This is a genomic window from Lactobacillus amylovorus DSM 20531 (assembly GCF_002706375.1).
Classification (GTDB): Bacteria; Bacillota; Bacilli; order Lactobacillales; family Lactobacillaceae; genus Lactobacillus; species Lactobacillus amylovorus.
The window spans coordinates 546837-564284 of record NZ_CP017706.1; the positions used below are offsets into that span (position 1 = coordinate 546837).

Here is a 17448-nt window from a genome sequence, read left to right on the forward strand (position 1 = left end):
GAGCATTAAAAATACTATCACGAAGTATTGTTCGTGTTTTAGTGAAAATGATAAATAAAAAACAGAGCTTTAATAGCTCTGCTTAAACAAGATTAATTTACTTTTGTTTTCCAAATATGGGTGTCATTAATTTCTTGCAACGTTTTTTCAATATCGTCAGTAAGAATTGTAACGTGGCCCATTTTACGATTATGACGGATTTCGGCCTTGCCATAGTAGTGAAAATGCCAGTTGCTCTTTTCAGGAATGACTTTTCTTACGCCGGCTACATGTTGACCCAAAACATTCACCATTACCACTTTGGACAACAGCTTAATCTTAGGCAACGGCAAATTGCAAATAGCACGATCATGGATATCAAACTGGTCAAAATTGCAGGCTTCAATCGAATAGTGACCTGAATTATGCGGACGTGGTGCTAGTTCATTGACATAAATATCACCGTTATCCAGAATAAATAGCTCCACACCCAAAATACCGCGCAAATGAATTGCTTCTGCAATTTGCTTAGCAATAGCCTGTGCTTTAGCATAAATTTCTTTTGAAACACGTGCTGGCACAATACTAATATGCAAAATTTCATCGGCATTGTAGTTTTCACTAACTGGGAAAACTGTCACTTCGCCTTTTGCATTTCTTGCGACCATGACAGAAGCTTCAACTTTGAATGGCACCCAGCCTTCAAGAATGCAGTCTCCTGTAGCTAGAATCTCTTTGATGTGCTCATTATTTTCAAGATCGGCATCGCTCTTTAAAACTTCTTGGCCGTGGCCATCGTAGCCACCTTCACAGGTTTTAAGGACACAGTTATAGCCAATCTTTTTAATCGCTTCTTTTAAATCAGTCATGTTTTTAACAGGAAGATAAGGTGCGGTCATACAACCAGCACTACGCAAGAAGTTCTTTTCACGCAGTCTATGCTTAGTAATATAGAGCAGATTGGTGCCTTGAGGAATTTTTACTTTGTCAGCAACATCCTTCAGTGCATTAAGATCCACATTCTCAAATTCATATGTCAAAACGTCACTTTCTTTTGCCAGTTCTTCGATCGCTTTAACATCTGAATATTCGGCCACAATTTGCTTATCGGCTACCTGACCACAAGGACAATCTGGTGTCGGATCCAGCGTAATAACCTTCATGCCGCCATATTTAGCTGACAAGGCCATCATTTGTCCTAATTGACCACCTCCGATAATGCCAATTGTTTTACCTTGCTCAATAAAATCTGGATCAGTCAAGTTCTGCACTGCTTTCTTTTGCTTCATCATGCATCTTTTGTCGATAGTCTTTTAGCTGCTGTCTTATTTTTTCATCACTAATTCCAAGAATTTCCAGTGCAAGAAGTGCTGCATTACTTGCACCTGCATTACCAATGGCAGTCGTAGCCACAGGAATTCCTGTTGGCATTTGCACAATAGATAAAAGAGAATCCATGCCACCTAATGCCTTAGTTTGACCGGGAACACCAATCACTGGAATCACGGTATTTGCGGCAGTCATGCCAGGCAAATGAGCTGCCATACCGGCACCCGCAATAATTACTTTAGTGCCATTTTTCTCAGCATTTTGGGCAAAATCATACATTTCCTTTGGCATTCTATGGGCCGAGATAACATGTTTATCATAGCTAACATTGAACTGATCCAAGATTTCACACGCATGCTTCATCGTTGGCCAATCTGACTTACTACCCATAATTACGCTTATTTCAGACATGATTCTTCCTTGTTAAAATAGTCCTGTAATTTGACCTTGATCATCAATATCCATATTTTCTGCGGCTGGATGCTTTGCTAGACCAGGCATAGTCATCATGGTACCTGATAAAGCGACAATGAAGCCGGCACCTAATTTAGGTACAAAGGAACGAATATGGAAATCAAAATCAGTTGGAGCGCCTAGCTTAGTTTGATCATCTGTAAATGAATATTGGGTCTTAGCAATACATACAGGCAGCTTGTTCCAGCCTTGTTTATCAAAAGTCTTAATTTGCTTTTTGGCTTTGTTAGACAAAACTACACGTTTTGCGCCATAAATCTTGGTAGCAATGGCGTTTAATTTGTCTTCAATTGAATCAGAATTCTTATATAATTCGTGGAAATCAAATTTTTGGTCGGCAAGTTGAACTACTTCTTTAGCCAAATCTTGCGTGCCTTCTCCACCTTTGGCCCAAGCGTCAACTTCAATAGCTTTTACGCCCATTTCAGCACAAGCATCTTGGATTGCTTTGATTTCAGCCTCAGTATCACTAGTAAAGTGATTAATCGCAACCACAATTGGCAAATTATAGCCTTGCATGTTTTTAACGTGTCTGCGCAAGTTTGCCATACCTTTTTGCAAGGCTTGAAGATTTTCTTCAGTCAAATTATTCTTATCGGCACCACCGTTGAGCTTAAGTGCACGACAAGTTGCGACAATTACCACGGCATTTGGCGTCTTGCCTAAGACTGGTCGCTTGATATCCAAGAATTTTTCGGCACCAAGATCTGCACCGAAGCCACATTCAGTAACGGTATAATCAGAAGTCTTTAGCGCAATTTGCGTAGCCAAGACTGAGTTACAGCCATGAGCAATGTTGGCAAATGGTCCACCGTGAACAATAGCAGGAGTGTGATCCAAAGTTTGAACTAAGTTAGGCTTAATAGCATCTTTCAATAAAAGTGTAATTGCACCAGTGAAGCCCAATTGATCAACGGTAACAGGCTTCTTGTCATAGGTATAACCAACAACGATGCGACCAATTCTCTTCTTTAAATCGTGCAAGCTCTCAGATAAGCAAAGAATGGCCATCATTTCTGAAGCAGCGGTAATATCAAAGCCGGTTTCTCGAGGAACACCTTGCATGATGCCACCGAGTCCAGTAACCACGTTTCTTAAAGCACGATCGTTAACGTCTTCGACTCTCTTCCAAATGATTCTGCGTGGATCAAGTCCTAAAGCATTGTCGCGCATAATGTAGTTATCGATTAGAGCCGCCAAGGTGTTGTTAGCAGAAGTTAAGGCATGCATGTCACCAGTGAAGTTTAAATTAATGTCTTCCATTGGGACAACTTGGCTATAGCCACCACCTGTTGCACCGCCTTTGATCCCAAAGACTGGTCCCATTGATGGTTCACGCATGGCAATGGTAGTTTGATGGCCTAATTGGTTAAGCGCATCCCCCAAGCCAACTAAAACAGTGGATTTCCCTTCACCAGCAGAAGTTGGGTTAATACCTGTCACCAAAATCAATTTGTGTTTCTTCCCTTCAATTTCCTTAACAGGCAAGTTGATCTTAGCTTTATAGTGACCATATTGTTCAATATCATCACTGGACAAGCCTAACTTTTGGGCAATTTCAGTGATCGGTTGCATTTTGGCTGCATCAGCAATTTCAATGTCAGTTGGCATGATTGTTCCTTTCATATACCGTACAATATTACTTAATACTTATAGTATCGTTCTTATTTATTGTTATATTAATACAATACATCACTATGTAAGGATTTGCAAAGTTATATTTTGCGAACTATATTTTATTTATTCAAAAATAAAAGTCAAATACCCTATGGTACTTGACTTTACTTAGAAAAAAGCTCAATCCTCATTTGAGAATTGAGCTAATTTTTATTTATTCATCTTTCTTATCGTCGCTGGCATCCCACACCTTTTTCAAAGCAGGAACCTTACCCAAGTCGGTCATTTCATCCTTGCCAACCACGATCAAGTTGTTAGGGCCTTGAGCCAATTGGTTAAAGCTGTCCAAACTTTGGTTTCTGAAGTAACCTTCGCCAGCCTTTGACAAGGCTTCTTGCATCTTTTGTACACGGTAAGCGTCGGCATCAGCTTGCGTCTTAACTGCCTCAGCGTTGGCCTTAGCAGTAGCAACCAAAGCATCGTTCTTAGCCTTAGTGGTCATTTCAATGGTACGAGCTTCACCTTCGGCCTTAGCAATTGCGGCAGTCTTTTCACGGTCGGCAGTAAGTTGTTTGTCCATGGCACGTTGAATTTCAGCACTTGGTAAAAGTTCATCAACGTTGACACGAACGACCTTGATACCGTAGATATCAGTCAGGTCACCAGTTGCAGTGAAAAGTTGATCGTTAATTTCCTTAGTTGAGCCAAGGGCTGCGTTCAAATCCATACGACCAATAATGTCACGCAAGTGACCACGGATTAATTGCACCATTGATTCAACTGAGTCGGTGTTGTTGTAGAAGTAACGGTATGAATCAGTGACCAAGTAGTTCAAAGTTAAACTAGTAGAAATTTCAGCATTATCTTTGGTAATAATTGAGTACTTAGAAATTTCAAGTGGTTGAAGTGCTAATGGAACTTTGCGAATTCTTTGGAAAAGTGGCCAGACAAAGATAAATCCAGCTTTTACTGTCTTAGAATACTTACCCAAGGTTTCAACCAAACCTTCATTATTTTGTGGAACGATTCTAAAACCACAACAAACATACACAATAACTAAAACAACAATAATGCCAATAATAATTCTTGCTATCATAATTTTTACCTCAAAACTTAGTTGTCTTTCTTTTCATTCTTTTCCGCATCAAGCCTCTTGGCGATATCTCCAAGTAAATCTTCCCTTCCGGTCAATGTGTTCAGGCGCTCGTCAAGCAGTTTGGCATATTCATACTTATTCATTTGATCCAAATTATCCCATGCATTTGGAATCTCTACTCTGAAAGGAATACCATTATGAAGAATAATCTGATCATAGAACATGTTAATTGCCGTAGCTGAATTTAACCCCAGCTTTTTCAGAATAGCTTCTGCCTTTTCCTTCTTTTCTGGATTCATTCTGACATAAAGTCCTGTTGTTTTTTCTGCCATAATTTTTACTCCTTTCTGAATTTGATACTATTATATATCGTTTGCATATAAATTACATATATTTTTATCATTTTGAATTAATCGATCTTAATAGCTAAAAATAGGTTTTGTTTTCAGAGTATACTTATATTTATAGAAAGTGAAAATGAAGGAAACAACAATGAAAACTAACAGAAATTCAAAGATTAAGAAAAACAAGTCTAACTTTTGGGATACTCTTCCTCAAATCAATAACAAAGAAAAAAAACAAGAAATTGAAGAGTTAGGTTATAATCCTTCCGAACAACGTGCTGTTGGTAAAGAAAGAATTACTGATTAATATGAAATGAACTACCCCCCATCAGATAGATGGGTGGTCTCTTTTTAGAGATCTTGCGAACACCTAGACTTGCCACGTTCACTCGAAAATGTGGGCTACTTTCATAGCCGACTGTAGTTTTTTAATACCTACAACGTGATAGCGGTCGGGCTTTTTAACAGGGTCTAGTTCCATACCCACTAATTATTTACAGCAGTCTAGCAAACTGCTCTGGCTAGGATATTCTTAGCTGCGTTAACATCGCGATCATGCTCGGCACGACAAAACGGACAAGTCCATTCTCTTACGCTTAGCCAGTCGCGTGTTTTCATATGCGCAAAAGCAGGATTTTTTTGTCCGCAGTCTGAACAAATCCGGCTAGTATATTGCGGTGGGACAACAATCAGCTTCTTGCCGTACCACTTGCACTTATATGCCAGCATTCGTTTAAACATGCTCCAACCTGCATTGGCAATATTATGCGCTAATTTGTGATTGCCTAGAAGATTCTTGGTTTTCAAATCTTCAATGGCAATTACATCATAGTGCTTAACAAGCCAAGTAGTTGCTTGCTGGATGTAGTCTAGGCGAATATTGTTAATCTTTACTTGATACTTGCTTTTAGTCTTTCTAAGCTTTTGCCAGTTGGCAAAGTCGTACTTATCAATCTTAGTCTCTTTGTGTTTTTGATTGAAACGTGCCACTCGCTTCTCAACTGCAGTCCGGTTACGATCACAATGGCTTTGGCGCAAATTTTTAGCTTTTTCTGCTTCAAAAGTTTGCGGTACGCTCCAACGGTGATTATCACTGGTTACTAGCCATTCATTGCCTAAGCCGACATCAATGCCGATCATCTTGCCGGTCTTTTGCGTCTTGGCTTGGTATTGTGGTAATTCTTCCTTCTGATCAGCTACGACAAAGCTTAAATAGAAACGGTCAAGATCAGCGCGATAGACGACCATCATCCGCTTAATCACCTTATGCTTTAGTCGATTAAGTGAACTGGTTTCTACAAATATTGGCTTTCTCGTTCCAATTCTGAGGCAGTATTTATTCACTGTCTGAATCGGGTAGAGCAGACTGCCATCTTTGCGCTTAGAAGGGACATTCTTTAAAGTGGCACTTTGGCGGTAGAAATGCCGTCCTTTAAATTTAGGTGGCTTTCTGCCAACCGGTGTCTGCTTGAAGAAGGCTTCTTGGGCATTGCAGTAATATTCAACTGTTGCCTGCAGAGATGTGGAGTTTGCTTTTTTTAGCCAAGGATATTCCTGCTTTAGTCTTGGCAAGAGCTTTTTTAGGGAAGCAGTTGATGGGAATAATAATTTCTTATTATTTTGATACCGCTTGTCGGTCATGTCTTTAATTTGATTCCATAACCAACGGTTAGCACCAAACAAGCGCCAAAAGTAAGTCTTTTGTGCAGTAGTCGGATACATTCTGATTTGTGCTACACCGTACTTGACTTCATCAAGGGCTCGGTTTGACTTTTGACGCATGGATTATCTTCTCCTTTCTAATCTACTTAAATGGGCGCTCCCATTGAGTTTCTACATAATGCTTGATGGTTTCTTCTGAACAGTTGCCAACAGTTCTTGCAAAATATGATGGCGACCATAAATGATGATGGTACAGGCTTTCTCTGAGTTCCGGCTTTTCTTTAAAGAGCCATCTAGCGGTCGTGCCTTTTAGCTTCTTAATCAAAACTGTAACCGACATCCACGGGGGCATGACTACTTCCAAATGAACGTGGTTAGGCATCACCGTTAGCGCTTCAACTTGACAGGAATTATCAGCGAGGATTTCTCTTATTTTCTGATCTAGCAGTTCACGGCATTCTTGATCTAACACTTTTTTGCGGTATTTGGTTACCCAAACAAGATGATAAATCAAGATCGAGACACTAGAAGAAGTATGATATTCTTTTACCATTAAATCTCTCCTAAACACATATAGCATAAGCTTTTTAGCTTATTTATATTATATCATTAAAAGCAAAAAGGAGGAGAAACAAATTCATCCCCTCATCAATAGATGAGGCGGTATTGTTTGTTTCTCCTCCTAGTTTTCTTTTCTTATTGCATAAAAAGTGCTGATAGTCTTCATAAGCAAAGACACATCAGCGCTTTTTTACTTGGTTAAATTTTTATTATTCTACAAATCAGTAATATGGAAAATTTGGTTTTCCAAAGTTCTTAACTTATATTCTCCACCCTTAATGTACTTTTGGTGGTAAGCCACAGTTAAGTAAATATCATTTGCGGCATTAACATGGATACTTTCCATTTCACTGTAACGATCTGGTAAATCAATACCATCAACCATAGCTACTTGCCAGTTATCACTGTTTGTTTCACCCCATGGGAACTTAACAATCTTACGTGACCAAGTAGTTACTTCACCAGTTTCATGGTTAATCTTTGGTGACAATTGGTTAGAAATATAGATATTCTTGTCATCATCAATAGCATAGCCTTGAACTGAATCAATCATTTGTGGCATTTCTTCATCTGGAGCAACACTTGGATTATCGAAGTTGTCGATGTGGAAAGCACTCAAACAATGTAAATCAGTGATTGGCGTGTTCTTAGTGCCATTTTCATTCAACTTTTGGTTTACTTCATTTAAGTCAAACAAACCAAAGTGACCTGAACCATCATCCCAAATTGAAGCAATCATGAAGTACTTGCCATTTGGTGAAACTGAAGCTTCTACTCTGTGCAAGTGATCATGACCATCATAAGGAACGTCGGTTACGTGATTCAAGTGTGACAAACGTGGAAGTTGTGTATTTGAAGTATATCTTTCTGGTAAAAGTCTTGGGTACTTTACTCGTGCAATTTGAGTAGTCCAGTTGCCTGAATTTGGTTTAGCACCTACGAAATATTCATCCTTGTCATTAGCTGGTACCCAGGTTTGCGTGTGGCCAAAGCCCATCATTACTAAGTGTGGATCAGTATAATCGATGTTCTTGGTTAAACCTTCATGTTTTCTATAAACCAACACATCATGTGCACTGTGAAGAAGTTGCAAGGCAAAAACATGATCACCATTTACTACACCAACTTGCGCTACAACATGGTGCATCCCATTCAAGCGATAAACCAAATGAGGTGTAATACTTTTAACCATTCTTATTTATCTTCTTTCTTTATATCTATTCATTTTCACTTATACATAAATTAGAGACCGTAAAATATTTTGTGTAAGGATGAATATTTCCTTAATTTTATTTCCCTGAATATTAGAAAAAGGAATCCTTTTCCCGTATGATTGATTTGAACGAAAAACATACTAGAAAAGAGATTCCTTCATGAATGATTTTACCAAAGATATGGCTAATGCTCTATTCAATCAGGATAAAATTAATGATTTATTTAGACAAAAGCTCCAACAGGCTGTCAATGACCTGCTTGAATCCGAATTGACTGCCTTTTTAGGCTACAATCCTTATGAGCGCGATGGCTGGAATACCGGAAATTCTAGAAATGGTGCTTATTACCGCAAGGTTGATACGCAATTCGGACAAATAGAAATCAAAGTTCCTAGAGACAGAAACGGTGAGTTTCATCAACACACTATGCCAGATTATAAAAGGCATACTGATGTTTTAGAGCAAACTGTTATCAAGCTCTATTCCAAGAGCGTCACAACCCGAGAAATCGCTGATTTAATTGAGAAAATGTATGGCGGCTATTATTCTCCAGCTATGGTTTCCAATATTTCTAAAGAAATGATTCCCAAAGTTGAGGCATATCATCAGCGACATCTGTCAGATAAGTTCTTCTGCGTTTATCTCGATGCCACCTATATTCCTCTTAAGCGGGTCACTTATGAGCGCGAAGCAGTTTATATCGCCATCGGTATCAAACCTAATGGTCATAAAGAAGTGATCGACTACTGTATTGCGCCTACTGAAAATATTGAGATTTGGAGCGAAATGCTCAAAGGCTTCAAGAGTCGCGGCCTTGAACAGGTAGAGCTCTTCTTGTCTGACGGAGTAGTTGGCATGAAAGAGGCTATCTGCCAGTCCTATCCTAAAACGCATTTTCAACGCTGCTTGGTACACGTCATGCGTAATATCAGTGCCAAAATGCGGGTTGACGATCGACAAAAAGCACTGGATGAATTCAAGCAGATTCATACTCAGTTAAACAAAGAAATGGCTGTACAGGTGCTGCATGAATTCTATCAAAACTGGGAAAAAGCCTACAAAAACGTAGTTAGAGATCTTAGACAGGTTGAGCCTGATCTGTTAACCTTTTACAACTATCCGCCAGCTATTAGAGCTTCAATTTACTCAACTAACATGATTGAATCCTTTAACAACAGGCTTAAGCGGAAAAACAAGCCTAAAACAGAATTTCCAACTGAGCAGTCGCTTGACACCTTTATTGGAGTTCAGGCAATGGATTACAATGACCGTTACTTTAACAGGATTCATAAAGGATTTGGGCAAGTTCGAGACACCCTAGAATCCTATTTTGATTAAAAGATAAATAAAAAAGTCAATCAACGAGAGAGATTATTTACACAAACTTCTTGACAGTCTCCATAAATTATATCCTATCATCAAAAAATAGATTGACTTTATGCCGATAATTTCCAATAATTAGAGTAAATTTTTCTTGGAGGGAAAATTATGAAAAGAAGAACAACACTTTTATTGTCGAGTGCAGTAACCATTGCGGCATTATTTAGCTTCAACTCAAAAGTTCAAGCTGCGGCTGATCCTACGATCAAGGCAACAAATTACAACATGACCGTGAAGTTGAACACTCGCAAGAATCAATTAACAGAAAAAGTTACCATGCACGTTGTTAATAACGGCAATGAACCTGTTAAAAATTTATTGGTTAGAAATATTGCTAGCGGCGTGTTGAAATGCGACCACAAGCATTTTAAGGCTACAAGAAATGCGACAACTTCAGTTAAAAGCATTTCATCAGATGGTCAAAAGCTTTCCTACACTACTGGCAAAGACAAGAGCAATTTATTCGTTAACAAAAGTCTAAATACAGGTGAATCTACTGATTTAACTGTTAACGTAGTTACCGGCGTACCTAAGAGACAAGATCGTTTTGGCTACCAAAATATCAACGGCGGTAAGGGTTATAACCTGTCATTCTGTTTCCCATACTTAAGCGATTATCGCAACGGTAAGTGGAATTATCACCCATACTACGATGCTGGTGAAAACCGCAACAGTGCTGTAAGCAATTTCCACGTTAGCTTTTTCGCACCAAAGAGCTACAAAGTTGCCGCTTCTGGTCAAAGCACAACCAAGAATGGCAAAACTACAATTACCGCCAACAACATGCGTGAGGTCGCAATCGCTGCTTCCAACAAGTTCAAGGTTGACCACGCTTATGCAAACGGCGTAAGAATCAACGACTACTACCTTGCAAGCAAAAACAGCAAGCAATACAACAAGCTTGCTTTGATGACTGCCCAAGACAGTTTCCACATTTTTACCAAAAAGATCGGCAAATATCCTTACAAAGAAATCGATATTACTGAAGGCTTGCTTGGCAAAGATACCGGTGGGATGGAATATCCTGGCTTGATCATGATCGATGCCAGCGACTTTTTACAAAAGAAGCACCCACTTGATAGATATAATGAATTAACTGAAGATGTTTCTCACGAAGTTGGTCACCAATGGTTCTACGGCACTGTCGGCAGCGACGAATACATGGAACCTTGGCTTGACGAAGGTCTTACCAACCTCCTTGAAAATGGCGTTTACGATTTGACCTACACTAAGAGTAAGGCCTACTGTGCTAAACTGATGCACAGCAAGTTCTACACTCGTAAGAACGTCAAGCGTGCTAACAAGATCTTAAAAGAAAATGCTAACCAATTCATTAATAAGAATAAAAAGGCCAACTACATCAACTACCCTGTTAATAATCCACCAAAGGGCGTTGACACTGAAGACATGGCTTACGAACTTGGGATGGACTTCCCTGCTGTTTTAAAGGTTGCCATGGGCGAAAACAAGTTCTTCGATGCTTTACACGATTACTATCAAACTTACTACTTGAAGCAAGCAACTACACAAGACTTCTTGAACATTATCCGCAAGTACGATAATTCAAAGAAGGTTAACAACGTGATCAATAAATTTATTGATCCTAAGTACTTAAGTGAATAAAATCAAATAACCCCGAAAACGTTTGAGTTTCGAGGTTATTTTTACAGTCTCATAAGTGCTAAAATCAACTTATGGGATTATTACAAAGGAGATTAAATATGAACACTAAAAAATTAGCAACTATCGCAGCAGCTTTATTAATCAGTGTTGCACCAGCAGCTGCCATTATCAATCAACCTGTTCACACAGTTCAAGCAGCTACGCAATCACAAAAAGGTAAAGTTACTCTCAAGAAATCCTTTAACGGCACAGTTCAAGTTTTCAACAGTAAGGGCAATGCCGCTACAACTACCCAAAAAGTTAACGGCAAAAAATGGACCGTTGCTTCTACTGTCAAAGCTGGCTTTAGCTTTAAATATTATGGCAAGCCTGTCCTGATCCAAGGTAAAAAAGTAGATGCAAAAACTTCTAAGAACTACCACTACACCACCGCTTCATACGTTAACATTGGTAAAAAGCGCTACATCAAATCTTTGAATGTTAGCTCAATGGATGGTCAAAATGTTTTGATCTTAAGTGCTAACTCTCGCATTTATGATAAAAATGGTCATCGCACTACCTACAATGGTTTGTCCCTCATTCCTAAATATATGTTAGTTAAAACACCAGCTAAAACCCACGCCACAACTAAGAATGACGTATTTTTCTACTTTGCAAATCTTAGCGGATCTAAGAAGAGAAGTTTGAATACAACCACTATCAATGGCAAACCATTTTATGCTTTAGGCAACGGTGCTTATATTTATGCTTCAAATGTTGGTTTTGTTAACGGCAGCACTCTTTACCAAGCTTCTGGCACCACTACAGCCACTATTTTAAACAAGATCCACGTTTTAAATAATAAGCTCAAGTCAACTAGCAAGTTGCTCAAGATTGGTCAAAAAGTTAAGGTAGATGCCACCAAGACCACTGGTAAAGGCGACAGCGCTGCACTTTACTTCAGAATTGCCGGTACCAAGGGCAAAAATGCACAATACATTTACTGGGGCGACGATGCTGAATATGGTATGGATCAAGAAAGTACCACGGATGAATTCCAAGGCAACTTTAATTTAGATAATCACCTGGCAAATTAACACAATATGCTAAAAGTCAACTACCCTAGACTGAAGTCTAGGGCTTAGTGGCTCGTTAGCTTGCGCTAACCAGAACACCAACTTGCTTAGATACGGACTTGACTTACCAGCAATAGTCTTTTGACTATTGCCGATAGAGGTCGTCTAATTACCAAAGCCTTTTAAGTCCGCGAGTTGCTAACGGACTGCAGCCTTTCTAGGCTGCTTTTTTTATTTTAGGATTTTGCCACTTGCTTAATCCTTTTTCTAAGATGTTCACTGCCGCATTCCAATCACGAATATGGGGCATTCGACAAATTGGACAAGTCCACTCCCGATCCTTAAGGGTTAATTTCTTATAACCATTTTGGCCCATAATACTGCCACAAGCATGACAGCATTGAGTAGTATATTTAGGATCAATTGTTAGAAATTCTTTACCATATAGATCTGCCTTATAAGCCAGCATATTCAGGAAACTACGCCAGCCGACATCAGAAATTGATTGCGACAAGGCATGATTCTTTAACAGGTTTTTGCTCCTTAATTCCTCGGCAACTACCAAATCGTGGTTTTTGATTAGTGCAGTTGAGAGTACTTGTAAAAAGTCATTACGCTGTCTGCGAATCTTGTCGTGCAGTCTGGCAACTGATAAGCGTTGCTTTTGATAATTCTTAGCTGTCCGCAAATTACGCCCTTCTTTTTTTGCCCGGCGCTGCCTGCGAGACAAGACACGCTGGGCATGGGCCAGCTTCTTTTTGGTTTTGCGATAAAATCGTGGATTAGCGACCATTGCTCCGTTAGATGCTGTTAGGAAGTTATCTAAATTGAGGTCAATGCCAATTTGACTTTGTGTTTTAGGTAATTCCTTAACAAAAGCAGTATCGCTGCCTAATTGCATAGACAGGTAGAACTGGTCATCAGCGGTCTTTTTTATCGTGACTGTGCCAATTCTAGTTGGTATCTGCTTAAGCAAGCGCTCTTTAATCAGTTTTCTAAAACCAGCAATGCGGACAATTCCCAGCTTAGGCAATTTAATATGTTTAGCATCAATAAATCTAGCTGTCCCGTTATCAAGATAGGCTTCTGACTGCTTAGGATATTGACAGTTGGTCTGATATGACCAGTCGCTGCGTTTTTTGTGAAAAGTCGGAATTCCATGACCAATCTTGCGATAGTTGTTCCAAGCTTTCTGATAGTTTTGAATCGCATTGGCAAGAGCGAGACTATCAATTTCTTTAACACGTAAAAAGCTATAAGCATCACGAATATTCTTAGGCTTAGCCAATAATTCATTATTGATGACTACTGTTTCTGCCAGTTGGACTTCATAGCTATTAAGAGCAGAAAAAGCAAAGGGCATTGCTCGATTTTGCCTATTAGCTAAATAACGTTTAGCATGGTAGCTAGTCCGATTGCGTCCTACATAAGAGTTGTAGACAAAGCGCTGCGCATCATAGTTTAGTTTAATGATTTTCTTTTGCTTAGAACTAGGATAAAAGCGAAGCTTAACGCCAAAATGATAGGCTAAACTGCTCATTCTTTTCATGTATTTCACCTCCTCATAGATTAGATATTTATATTTTACAGGATAAGCGAACATATGTCTCTATTTTTAGAATAAAAAAAGCTGACTGCTAGGTCAGCTTGGCCCTATCCATCCCCGCATTAAAATACGGGGATTTTCGGGCGTTTTTCATTAAAGCAACTTTTCAAAAGCATCTTCGTACTTAGGAATATCGCCGGCACCCATGAACACAATGACAGAGTTCTTATTCTTAGTTAAATCAGCAATATTATCTAAGTCAATCACTTCTGAACCTGGGATATTCTTAACCAAGTCTTCACTTGAAATATCACCATTAGCTTCACGAGCTGAAGCATAAATTGGAGTTACGTAAGCCTTGTCTACGCCACGTAAGATTTCTTCGAAGTCCTTTTGGTATTTCTTAGTTCTTGAGAAAGTATGTGGTTGGAAGACAACAACTAACTTCTTGTCTGGGAACTTTTGACGAGCAGCTTGAATAGTTGCGCGCATTTCAGTTGGGTGGTGAGCATAGTCATCAATAACTGCAATGTCGCCAAAGTCTTTTTCACTAAATCTACGCTTAGCACCCTTAAAGGTAAGTAAACCATCACGAATATCGTCCATTGGTACCTTTTCAGTGTAGGCAACAGCGATAACAGCAGTTGAGTTCAAAATGCTGTGGTCACCAAACAAGTGAATTTCAAATTCGCCAAGGTCCTTGCCATGAGCTAAAACGTGGAACTTAGAACCAGTAGTTGACTTCTTAATTTCAGTAGCTTGGAAGTCATCAGTATCGTTAAAGCCGTAAGTGTACTTAGGAATATCAGTCTTAAGGCTTTGAAGACGCTTGTCATCGCCCCATACGAACAATGCCTTCTTAGTTTGATCAGCTGCTGATTGGAATGCGCTGGTGTAATCGTCTTGATCCTTGAAGTAGTCTGGGTGGTCAAAGTCGATGTTAGTCATAATTTGGTAATCTGGGTGATATGCCAAAAAGTGACGACGGTATTCATCAGCTTCGTAAACGAAGAAGCGTGAGTCTGGAACACCCTTACCACGACCGTCACCAATTAAGTAAGTAGTTGGTGCAACTTCACCTAAAACGTGTGACAAAAGACTAGTGGTTGAAGTCTTGCCGTGAGTACCTGAAATACCGATTGAAGTGTGCATTTGCACGATTTCTTCAACAGTATCTGGGTAGCTTTGCCACTTAACGCCCTTATCAAGACATGCCTTAACTTCTGGGTTATCTTCCTTGAAGGCGTTACCCTTAACGATTACTTGTTCATCGTTACTCTTGATGTTGCTTGGGTCAAAATCCTTAACTTCAATACCAGCTTTTTCAAGTGGAACTTGAGTGAAGGTGTACTTTTCAATATCACTACCGGCAACGTTGTAGCCTAAGTCGTGAAGAAGTAATGCTAAGGAAGCCATACCGGTTCCTTTAATACCAATAAACCAAATTTGTTTGTTTTTATCTAACATATTTAACTCTCCATAATGTTAAAAATACTCGTCTTTTATTCTAACATTATTTCATTTTTCCGTAGCAAAATCAGAGAACTTTAGAAGTACTTTTTTAGCCCCGCTGCTTGGGATTAAGTAATATCTTGTCTTTTGGTTACCTTTCCAACCTTCTGCTGGATAATAACCTGGCTTGTGTGCCCACTTTTGATATACCTCGACCATTGGATAATTTTTGTCACTATTGTAGGCTTGACGCATTAAATTCAAGATTTGTTGTGCTTCTAGAGGCGTTAAGTTGTTGATGTCTTTTACTTTGACTTTTACACCCTTCAAATTTTTCTTAGCAAAATTAACTTGCCATAAAGCTTCGTTAACTGCAGCCTTAGTTGCATCTTTATCCGCTGCAACAGTCTTCGTATTTTCTATGGCTTGGTCGTACAAGCTACGATTTACCCAGTTGTCTAGACGATACTTATCGGATGCCTTAACAGTACTTTCATCAGAAATTGCATTGGTAAGTGAAGTCTTTTCACTAGTAGTTGCTAATGCACTATTTGCTTTGGCTTCAGCTTCTGTGTTGCTGGTCTTAAGCTTTCTACCACTGAGTGCTACATCACTAGCTTTGACATAGAGATTGCTGTAGGCAGTATTTTGACGATCGTCTTCTGCACCTGATTTGTAAACCAATGAGTTTTGAACATGGTAGTACAATTCAGCTTTGTTTTCCTTGGCATCCCACAAGTAAAGCTTTTGGTTAACGGCCAACTCATCACCGTCAAATTTAGTATCAACCTTTTCACCGTTGACGTTGTAGAAAGCAGTTTGACCTATCTTGAAGTCAGCCACACTATAGCGCATGTTGTACGCATCTTCACCGCTAAGATATTGTTTAGCTAAAGTTGGACCATTATCACCACTCCAAACATAAGGAACGTCTGGACTGCTTTCTTCATATAAGCCAGTATCAATATAAACTGGATTCTTACCGCCTTTTACACGATAGTAAGAAGCAGTATAGTCTCCCATACCGGTTTGAACCACCATATCGGCTGTTACAGTTTGTCCTTTCTTGTACAGCTTATTGATTTGTTGGAAGTCTTGATTGTAAGCAAGTGTATCGGCAACAATCTTAACCTTGATAGGACCTTTGGTATAAAGAGCATTACCATTAATGGCATTTACGTTGTTAGCCTTGATGTACTGATTCTTACCAATTCTGAAGTAATAGTTGTCCTTAATCTTGTAGCTTTTAAGTGAACGAACAGTATGGTTCTTGTTATTAGCCACATAGAAATATTGGCCACCTTTGTCCTGAACTTTACCAGCATATGGTACTAATCGACCTGCTTTAATTACTTGTCGTTGACGTTGACCGCGAGAATTATAAACGGAACTATTTTGAGAAACGAATAAAATTTCCTTGCCATTTAATTTAGCAATTTGGTCACTTTGAATATAGATGTTCTTGCCAATGTTGTAGTAAGTATAAGGCTTACGGTAGTATTCCTCACCGTTTGGAGACTTAATCTTAGTGTTATATGGCAAGTAAGCACGCTTGCCACGGTAGGTCTTCAGTCTCTTACCATTTTTATCGTAGACATATGAATTTCTAGTAAGTACATATGTATCGCCCTTCATTACATACGCATTATTTTGTTTGACATATCCACCATTGCCGATATAGTAATAAGGTTCTTGGTTAATAAGACGTGGTGTTGTGGCACTAGCATAAACCACTTTGTCACCCTTAGTTAAAATAGGTTGACCATAGAATTTATAATTCTTAATTTTGATACTCTTATTGGCATGGATAAATTCGCCTTTTTGTCTAATATAAGGCGTTGCGGTTTTATCGTAGCCTTTATGTAAGGTAATACTTTGTGCATTAACTGTTTGAGAAGTTATTAATCCTAAAGAAACTGCTGCTAAAACAGCCGCTGCACTGGATAAAATTTTATTGTTGAATTTCATTTTCCCCACTCCCTTGTGGCTTTGTTTCAATAACTTTTACAGTTTTATTATACCTTGGTTAATTACTCTAGGATGGAATTTGATTTACGGCAAAAAAAGCGTTGAGATTTTTTCCAATGTCATTAAGTTAAGACATTGACGAAGGTTG

15 protein-coding genes are annotated in these 17448 nt (G+C 39.0%); 4 read left to right on the forward strand and 11 right to left on the reverse strand.

Annotated elements, in window-relative coordinates; all coding sequences use genetic code 11:
* Positions 1-92 precede the first annotated feature (92 nt).
* The 5 genes from purK to LA20531_RS02810 form a co-directional block, all read right to left on the reverse strand.
* Positions 93-1268: a 5-(carboxyamino)imidazole ribonucleotide synthase gene (gene purK / locus LA20531_RS02790; RefSeq protein ID WP_056939768.1), complete on the reverse strand. Its 1176-nt coding sequence runs from the start codon at positions 1266-1268 to the stop codon at positions 93-95.
* Positions 1234-1719 (reverse strand): 5-(carboxyamino)imidazole ribonucleotide mutase, encoded by a 486-nt coding sequence (gene purE / locus LA20531_RS02795; RefSeq protein ID WP_056939769.1) that lies wholly within the window; start codon positions 1717-1719, stop codon positions 1234-1236. Before purE ends, purK begins: the two co-directional genes overlap by 35 nt.
* Before the next feature lie 12 nt (positions 1720-1731).
* On the reverse strand, positions 1732-3393 hold the full coding sequence (locus LA20531_RS02800; protein WP_056939770.1) for a formate--tetrahydrofolate ligase: 1662 nt from the start codon (positions 3391-3393) through the stop codon (positions 1732-1734).
* A 220-nt stretch (positions 3394-3613) separates the two neighbouring features.
* On the reverse strand, positions 3614-4495 hold the full coding sequence (locus LA20531_RS02805; protein ID WP_013438451.1) for an SPFH domain-containing protein: 882 nt from the start codon (positions 4493-4495) through the stop codon (positions 3614-3616).
* Between the two features lie 17 nt (positions 4496-4512).
* Entirely contained in the window at positions 4513-4827 is a 315-nt protein-coding gene (locus LA20531_RS02810; RefSeq protein ID WP_013642322.1) for a type II toxin-antitoxin system RelB/DinJ family antitoxin, read from the reverse strand.
* A gap of 160 nt (positions 4828-4987) precedes the next feature.
* On the opposite strand from LA20531_RS02810, the gene LA20531_RS11215 reads away from it, so the two are divergent.
* On the forward strand, positions 4988-5146 hold the full coding sequence (locus LA20531_RS11215; protein WP_168170600.1) for a hypothetical protein: 159 nt from the start codon (positions 4988-4990) through the stop codon (positions 5144-5146).
* 197 nt (positions 5147-5343) lie between these two features.
* Here LA20531_RS11215 and LA20531_RS02815 read toward each other — a convergent pair whose 3' ends face one another.
* The 3 genes from LA20531_RS02815 to LA20531_RS02825 form a co-directional block, all read right to left on the reverse strand.
* Entirely contained in the window at positions 5344-6621 is a 1278-nt protein-coding gene (locus LA20531_RS02815) for an RNA-guided endonuclease InsQ/TnpB family protein (RefSeq protein ID WP_056939771.1), read from the reverse strand.
* 22 nt (positions 6622-6643) lie between these two features.
* Complete coding sequence (gene tnpA / locus LA20531_RS02820) at positions 6644-7054, reverse strand: IS200/IS605 family transposase (protein ID WP_056939772.1); 411 nt, start codon at positions 7052-7054, stop codon at positions 6644-6646.
* A gap of 222 nt (positions 7055-7276) precedes the next feature.
* Complete coding sequence (locus tag LA20531_RS02825; RefSeq protein ID WP_003627170.1) at positions 7277-8254, reverse strand: class III bacteriocin; 978 nt, start codon at positions 8252-8254, stop codon at positions 7277-7279.
* A 181-nt stretch (positions 8255-8435) separates the two neighbouring features.
* Between LA20531_RS02825 and LA20531_RS02830 the strand changes: the two genes are divergently transcribed.
* The 3 genes from LA20531_RS02830 (at position 8436) to LA20531_RS02840 (ending at position 12355) form a co-directional block, all read left to right on the forward strand.
* Entirely contained in the window at positions 8436-9614 is a 1179-nt protein-coding gene (locus LA20531_RS02830) for an IS256 family transposase (RefSeq protein WP_099202241.1), read from the forward strand.
* Between the two features lie 150 nt (positions 9615-9764).
* A complete protein-coding gene (locus LA20531_RS02835) occupies positions 9765-11279 on the forward strand; it encodes a M1 family metallopeptidase (protein ID WP_056940740.1) in 1515 nt (504 codons plus the stop codon).
* Between the two features lie 98 nt (positions 11280-11377).
* Positions 11378-12355, forward strand: a complete 978-nt coding sequence (locus LA20531_RS02840; protein WP_056940739.1) for an SLAP domain-containing protein — start codon at positions 11378-11380, stop codon at positions 12353-12355.
* Between the two features lie 196 nt (positions 12356-12551).
* Here the strand turns inward: LA20531_RS02840 and LA20531_RS02845 are convergent, their stop codons facing one another.
* The 3 genes from LA20531_RS02845 to LA20531_RS02855 form a co-directional block, all read right to left on the reverse strand.
* The gene (locus LA20531_RS02845; protein WP_099202243.1) at positions 12552-13883 is read right to left on the reverse strand and encodes an RNA-guided endonuclease InsQ/TnpB family protein; all 1332 of its coding nucleotides are present in this window, start codon (positions 13881-13883) and stop codon (positions 12552-12554) included.
* A 150-nt stretch (positions 13884-14033) separates the two neighbouring features.
* Positions 14034-15347, reverse strand: coding sequence for a UDP-N-acetylmuramate--L-alanine ligase (gene murC, locus LA20531_RS02850; protein ID WP_014563192.1), 1314 nt, complete (start codon positions 15345-15347; stop codon positions 14034-14036).
* A 51-nt stretch (positions 15348-15398) separates the two neighbouring features.
* Positions 15399-17300 carry an SLAP domain-containing protein gene (locus LA20531_RS02855; protein ID WP_056940543.1) on the reverse strand — a complete coding sequence of 634 codons (1902 nt, stop codon included), beginning with the start codon at positions 17298-17300 and terminating at the stop codon, positions 15399-15401.
* Between the last annotated feature and the right edge of the window lie 148 nt (positions 17301-17448).

Coding starts and splice junctions, on each gene's coding strand:
- LA20531_RS02840 (WP_056940739.1), top strand. CDS start 11,378: ATGAACACTAAAAAATTAGCAACTATCGCAGCAGCTTTATTAATCAGT.
- murC (WP_014563192.1), bottom strand. CDS start 15,347: ATGTTAGATAAAAACAAACAAATTTGGTTTATTGGTATTAAAGGAACC.
- purK (WP_056939768.1), bottom strand. CDS start 1,268: ATGAAGCAAAAGAAAGCAGTGCAGAACTTGACTGATCCAGATTTTATT.
- LA20531_RS02800 (WP_056939770.1), bottom strand. CDS start 3,393: ATGCCAACTGACATTGAAATTGCTGATGCAGCCAAAATGCAACCGATC.
- LA20531_RS02810 (WP_013642322.1), bottom strand. CDS start 4,827: ATGGCAGAAAAAACAACAGGACTTTATGTCAGAATGAATCCAGAAAAG.
- LA20531_RS02830 (WP_099202241.1), top strand. CDS start 8,436: ATGAATGATTTTACCAAAGATATGGCTAATGCTCTATTCAATCAGGAT.
- LA20531_RS02815 (WP_056939771.1), bottom strand. CDS start 6,621: ATGCGTCAAAAGTCAAACCGAGCCCTTGATGAAGTCAAGTACGGTGTA.
- purE (WP_056939769.1), bottom strand. CDS start 1,719: ATGTCTGAAATAAGCGTAATTATGGGTAGTAAGTCAGATTGGCCAACG.
- LA20531_RS02805 (WP_013438451.1), bottom strand. CDS start 4,495: ATGATAGCAAGAATTATTATTGGCATTATTGTTGTTTTAGTTATTGTG.
- LA20531_RS02845 (WP_099202243.1), bottom strand. CDS start 13,883: ATGAAAAGAATGAGCAGTTTAGCCTATCATTTTGGCGTTAAGCTTCGC.
- tnpA (WP_056939772.1), bottom strand. CDS start 7,054: ATGGTAAAAGAATATCATACTTCTTCTAGTGTCTCGATCTTGATTTAT.
- LA20531_RS02855 (WP_056940543.1), bottom strand. CDS start 17,300: ATGAAATTCAACAATAAAATTTTATCCAGTGCAGCGGCTGTTTTAGCA.
- LA20531_RS02825 (WP_003627170.1), bottom strand. CDS start 8,254: ATGGTTAAAAGTATTACACCTCATTTGGTTTATCGCTTGAATGGGATG.
- LA20531_RS02835 (WP_056940740.1), top strand. CDS start 9,765: ATGAAAAGAAGAACAACACTTTTATTGTCGAGTGCAGTAACCATTGCG.
- LA20531_RS11215 (WP_168170600.1), top strand. CDS start 4,988: ATGAAAACTAACAGAAATTCAAAGATTAAGAAAAACAAGTCTAACTTT.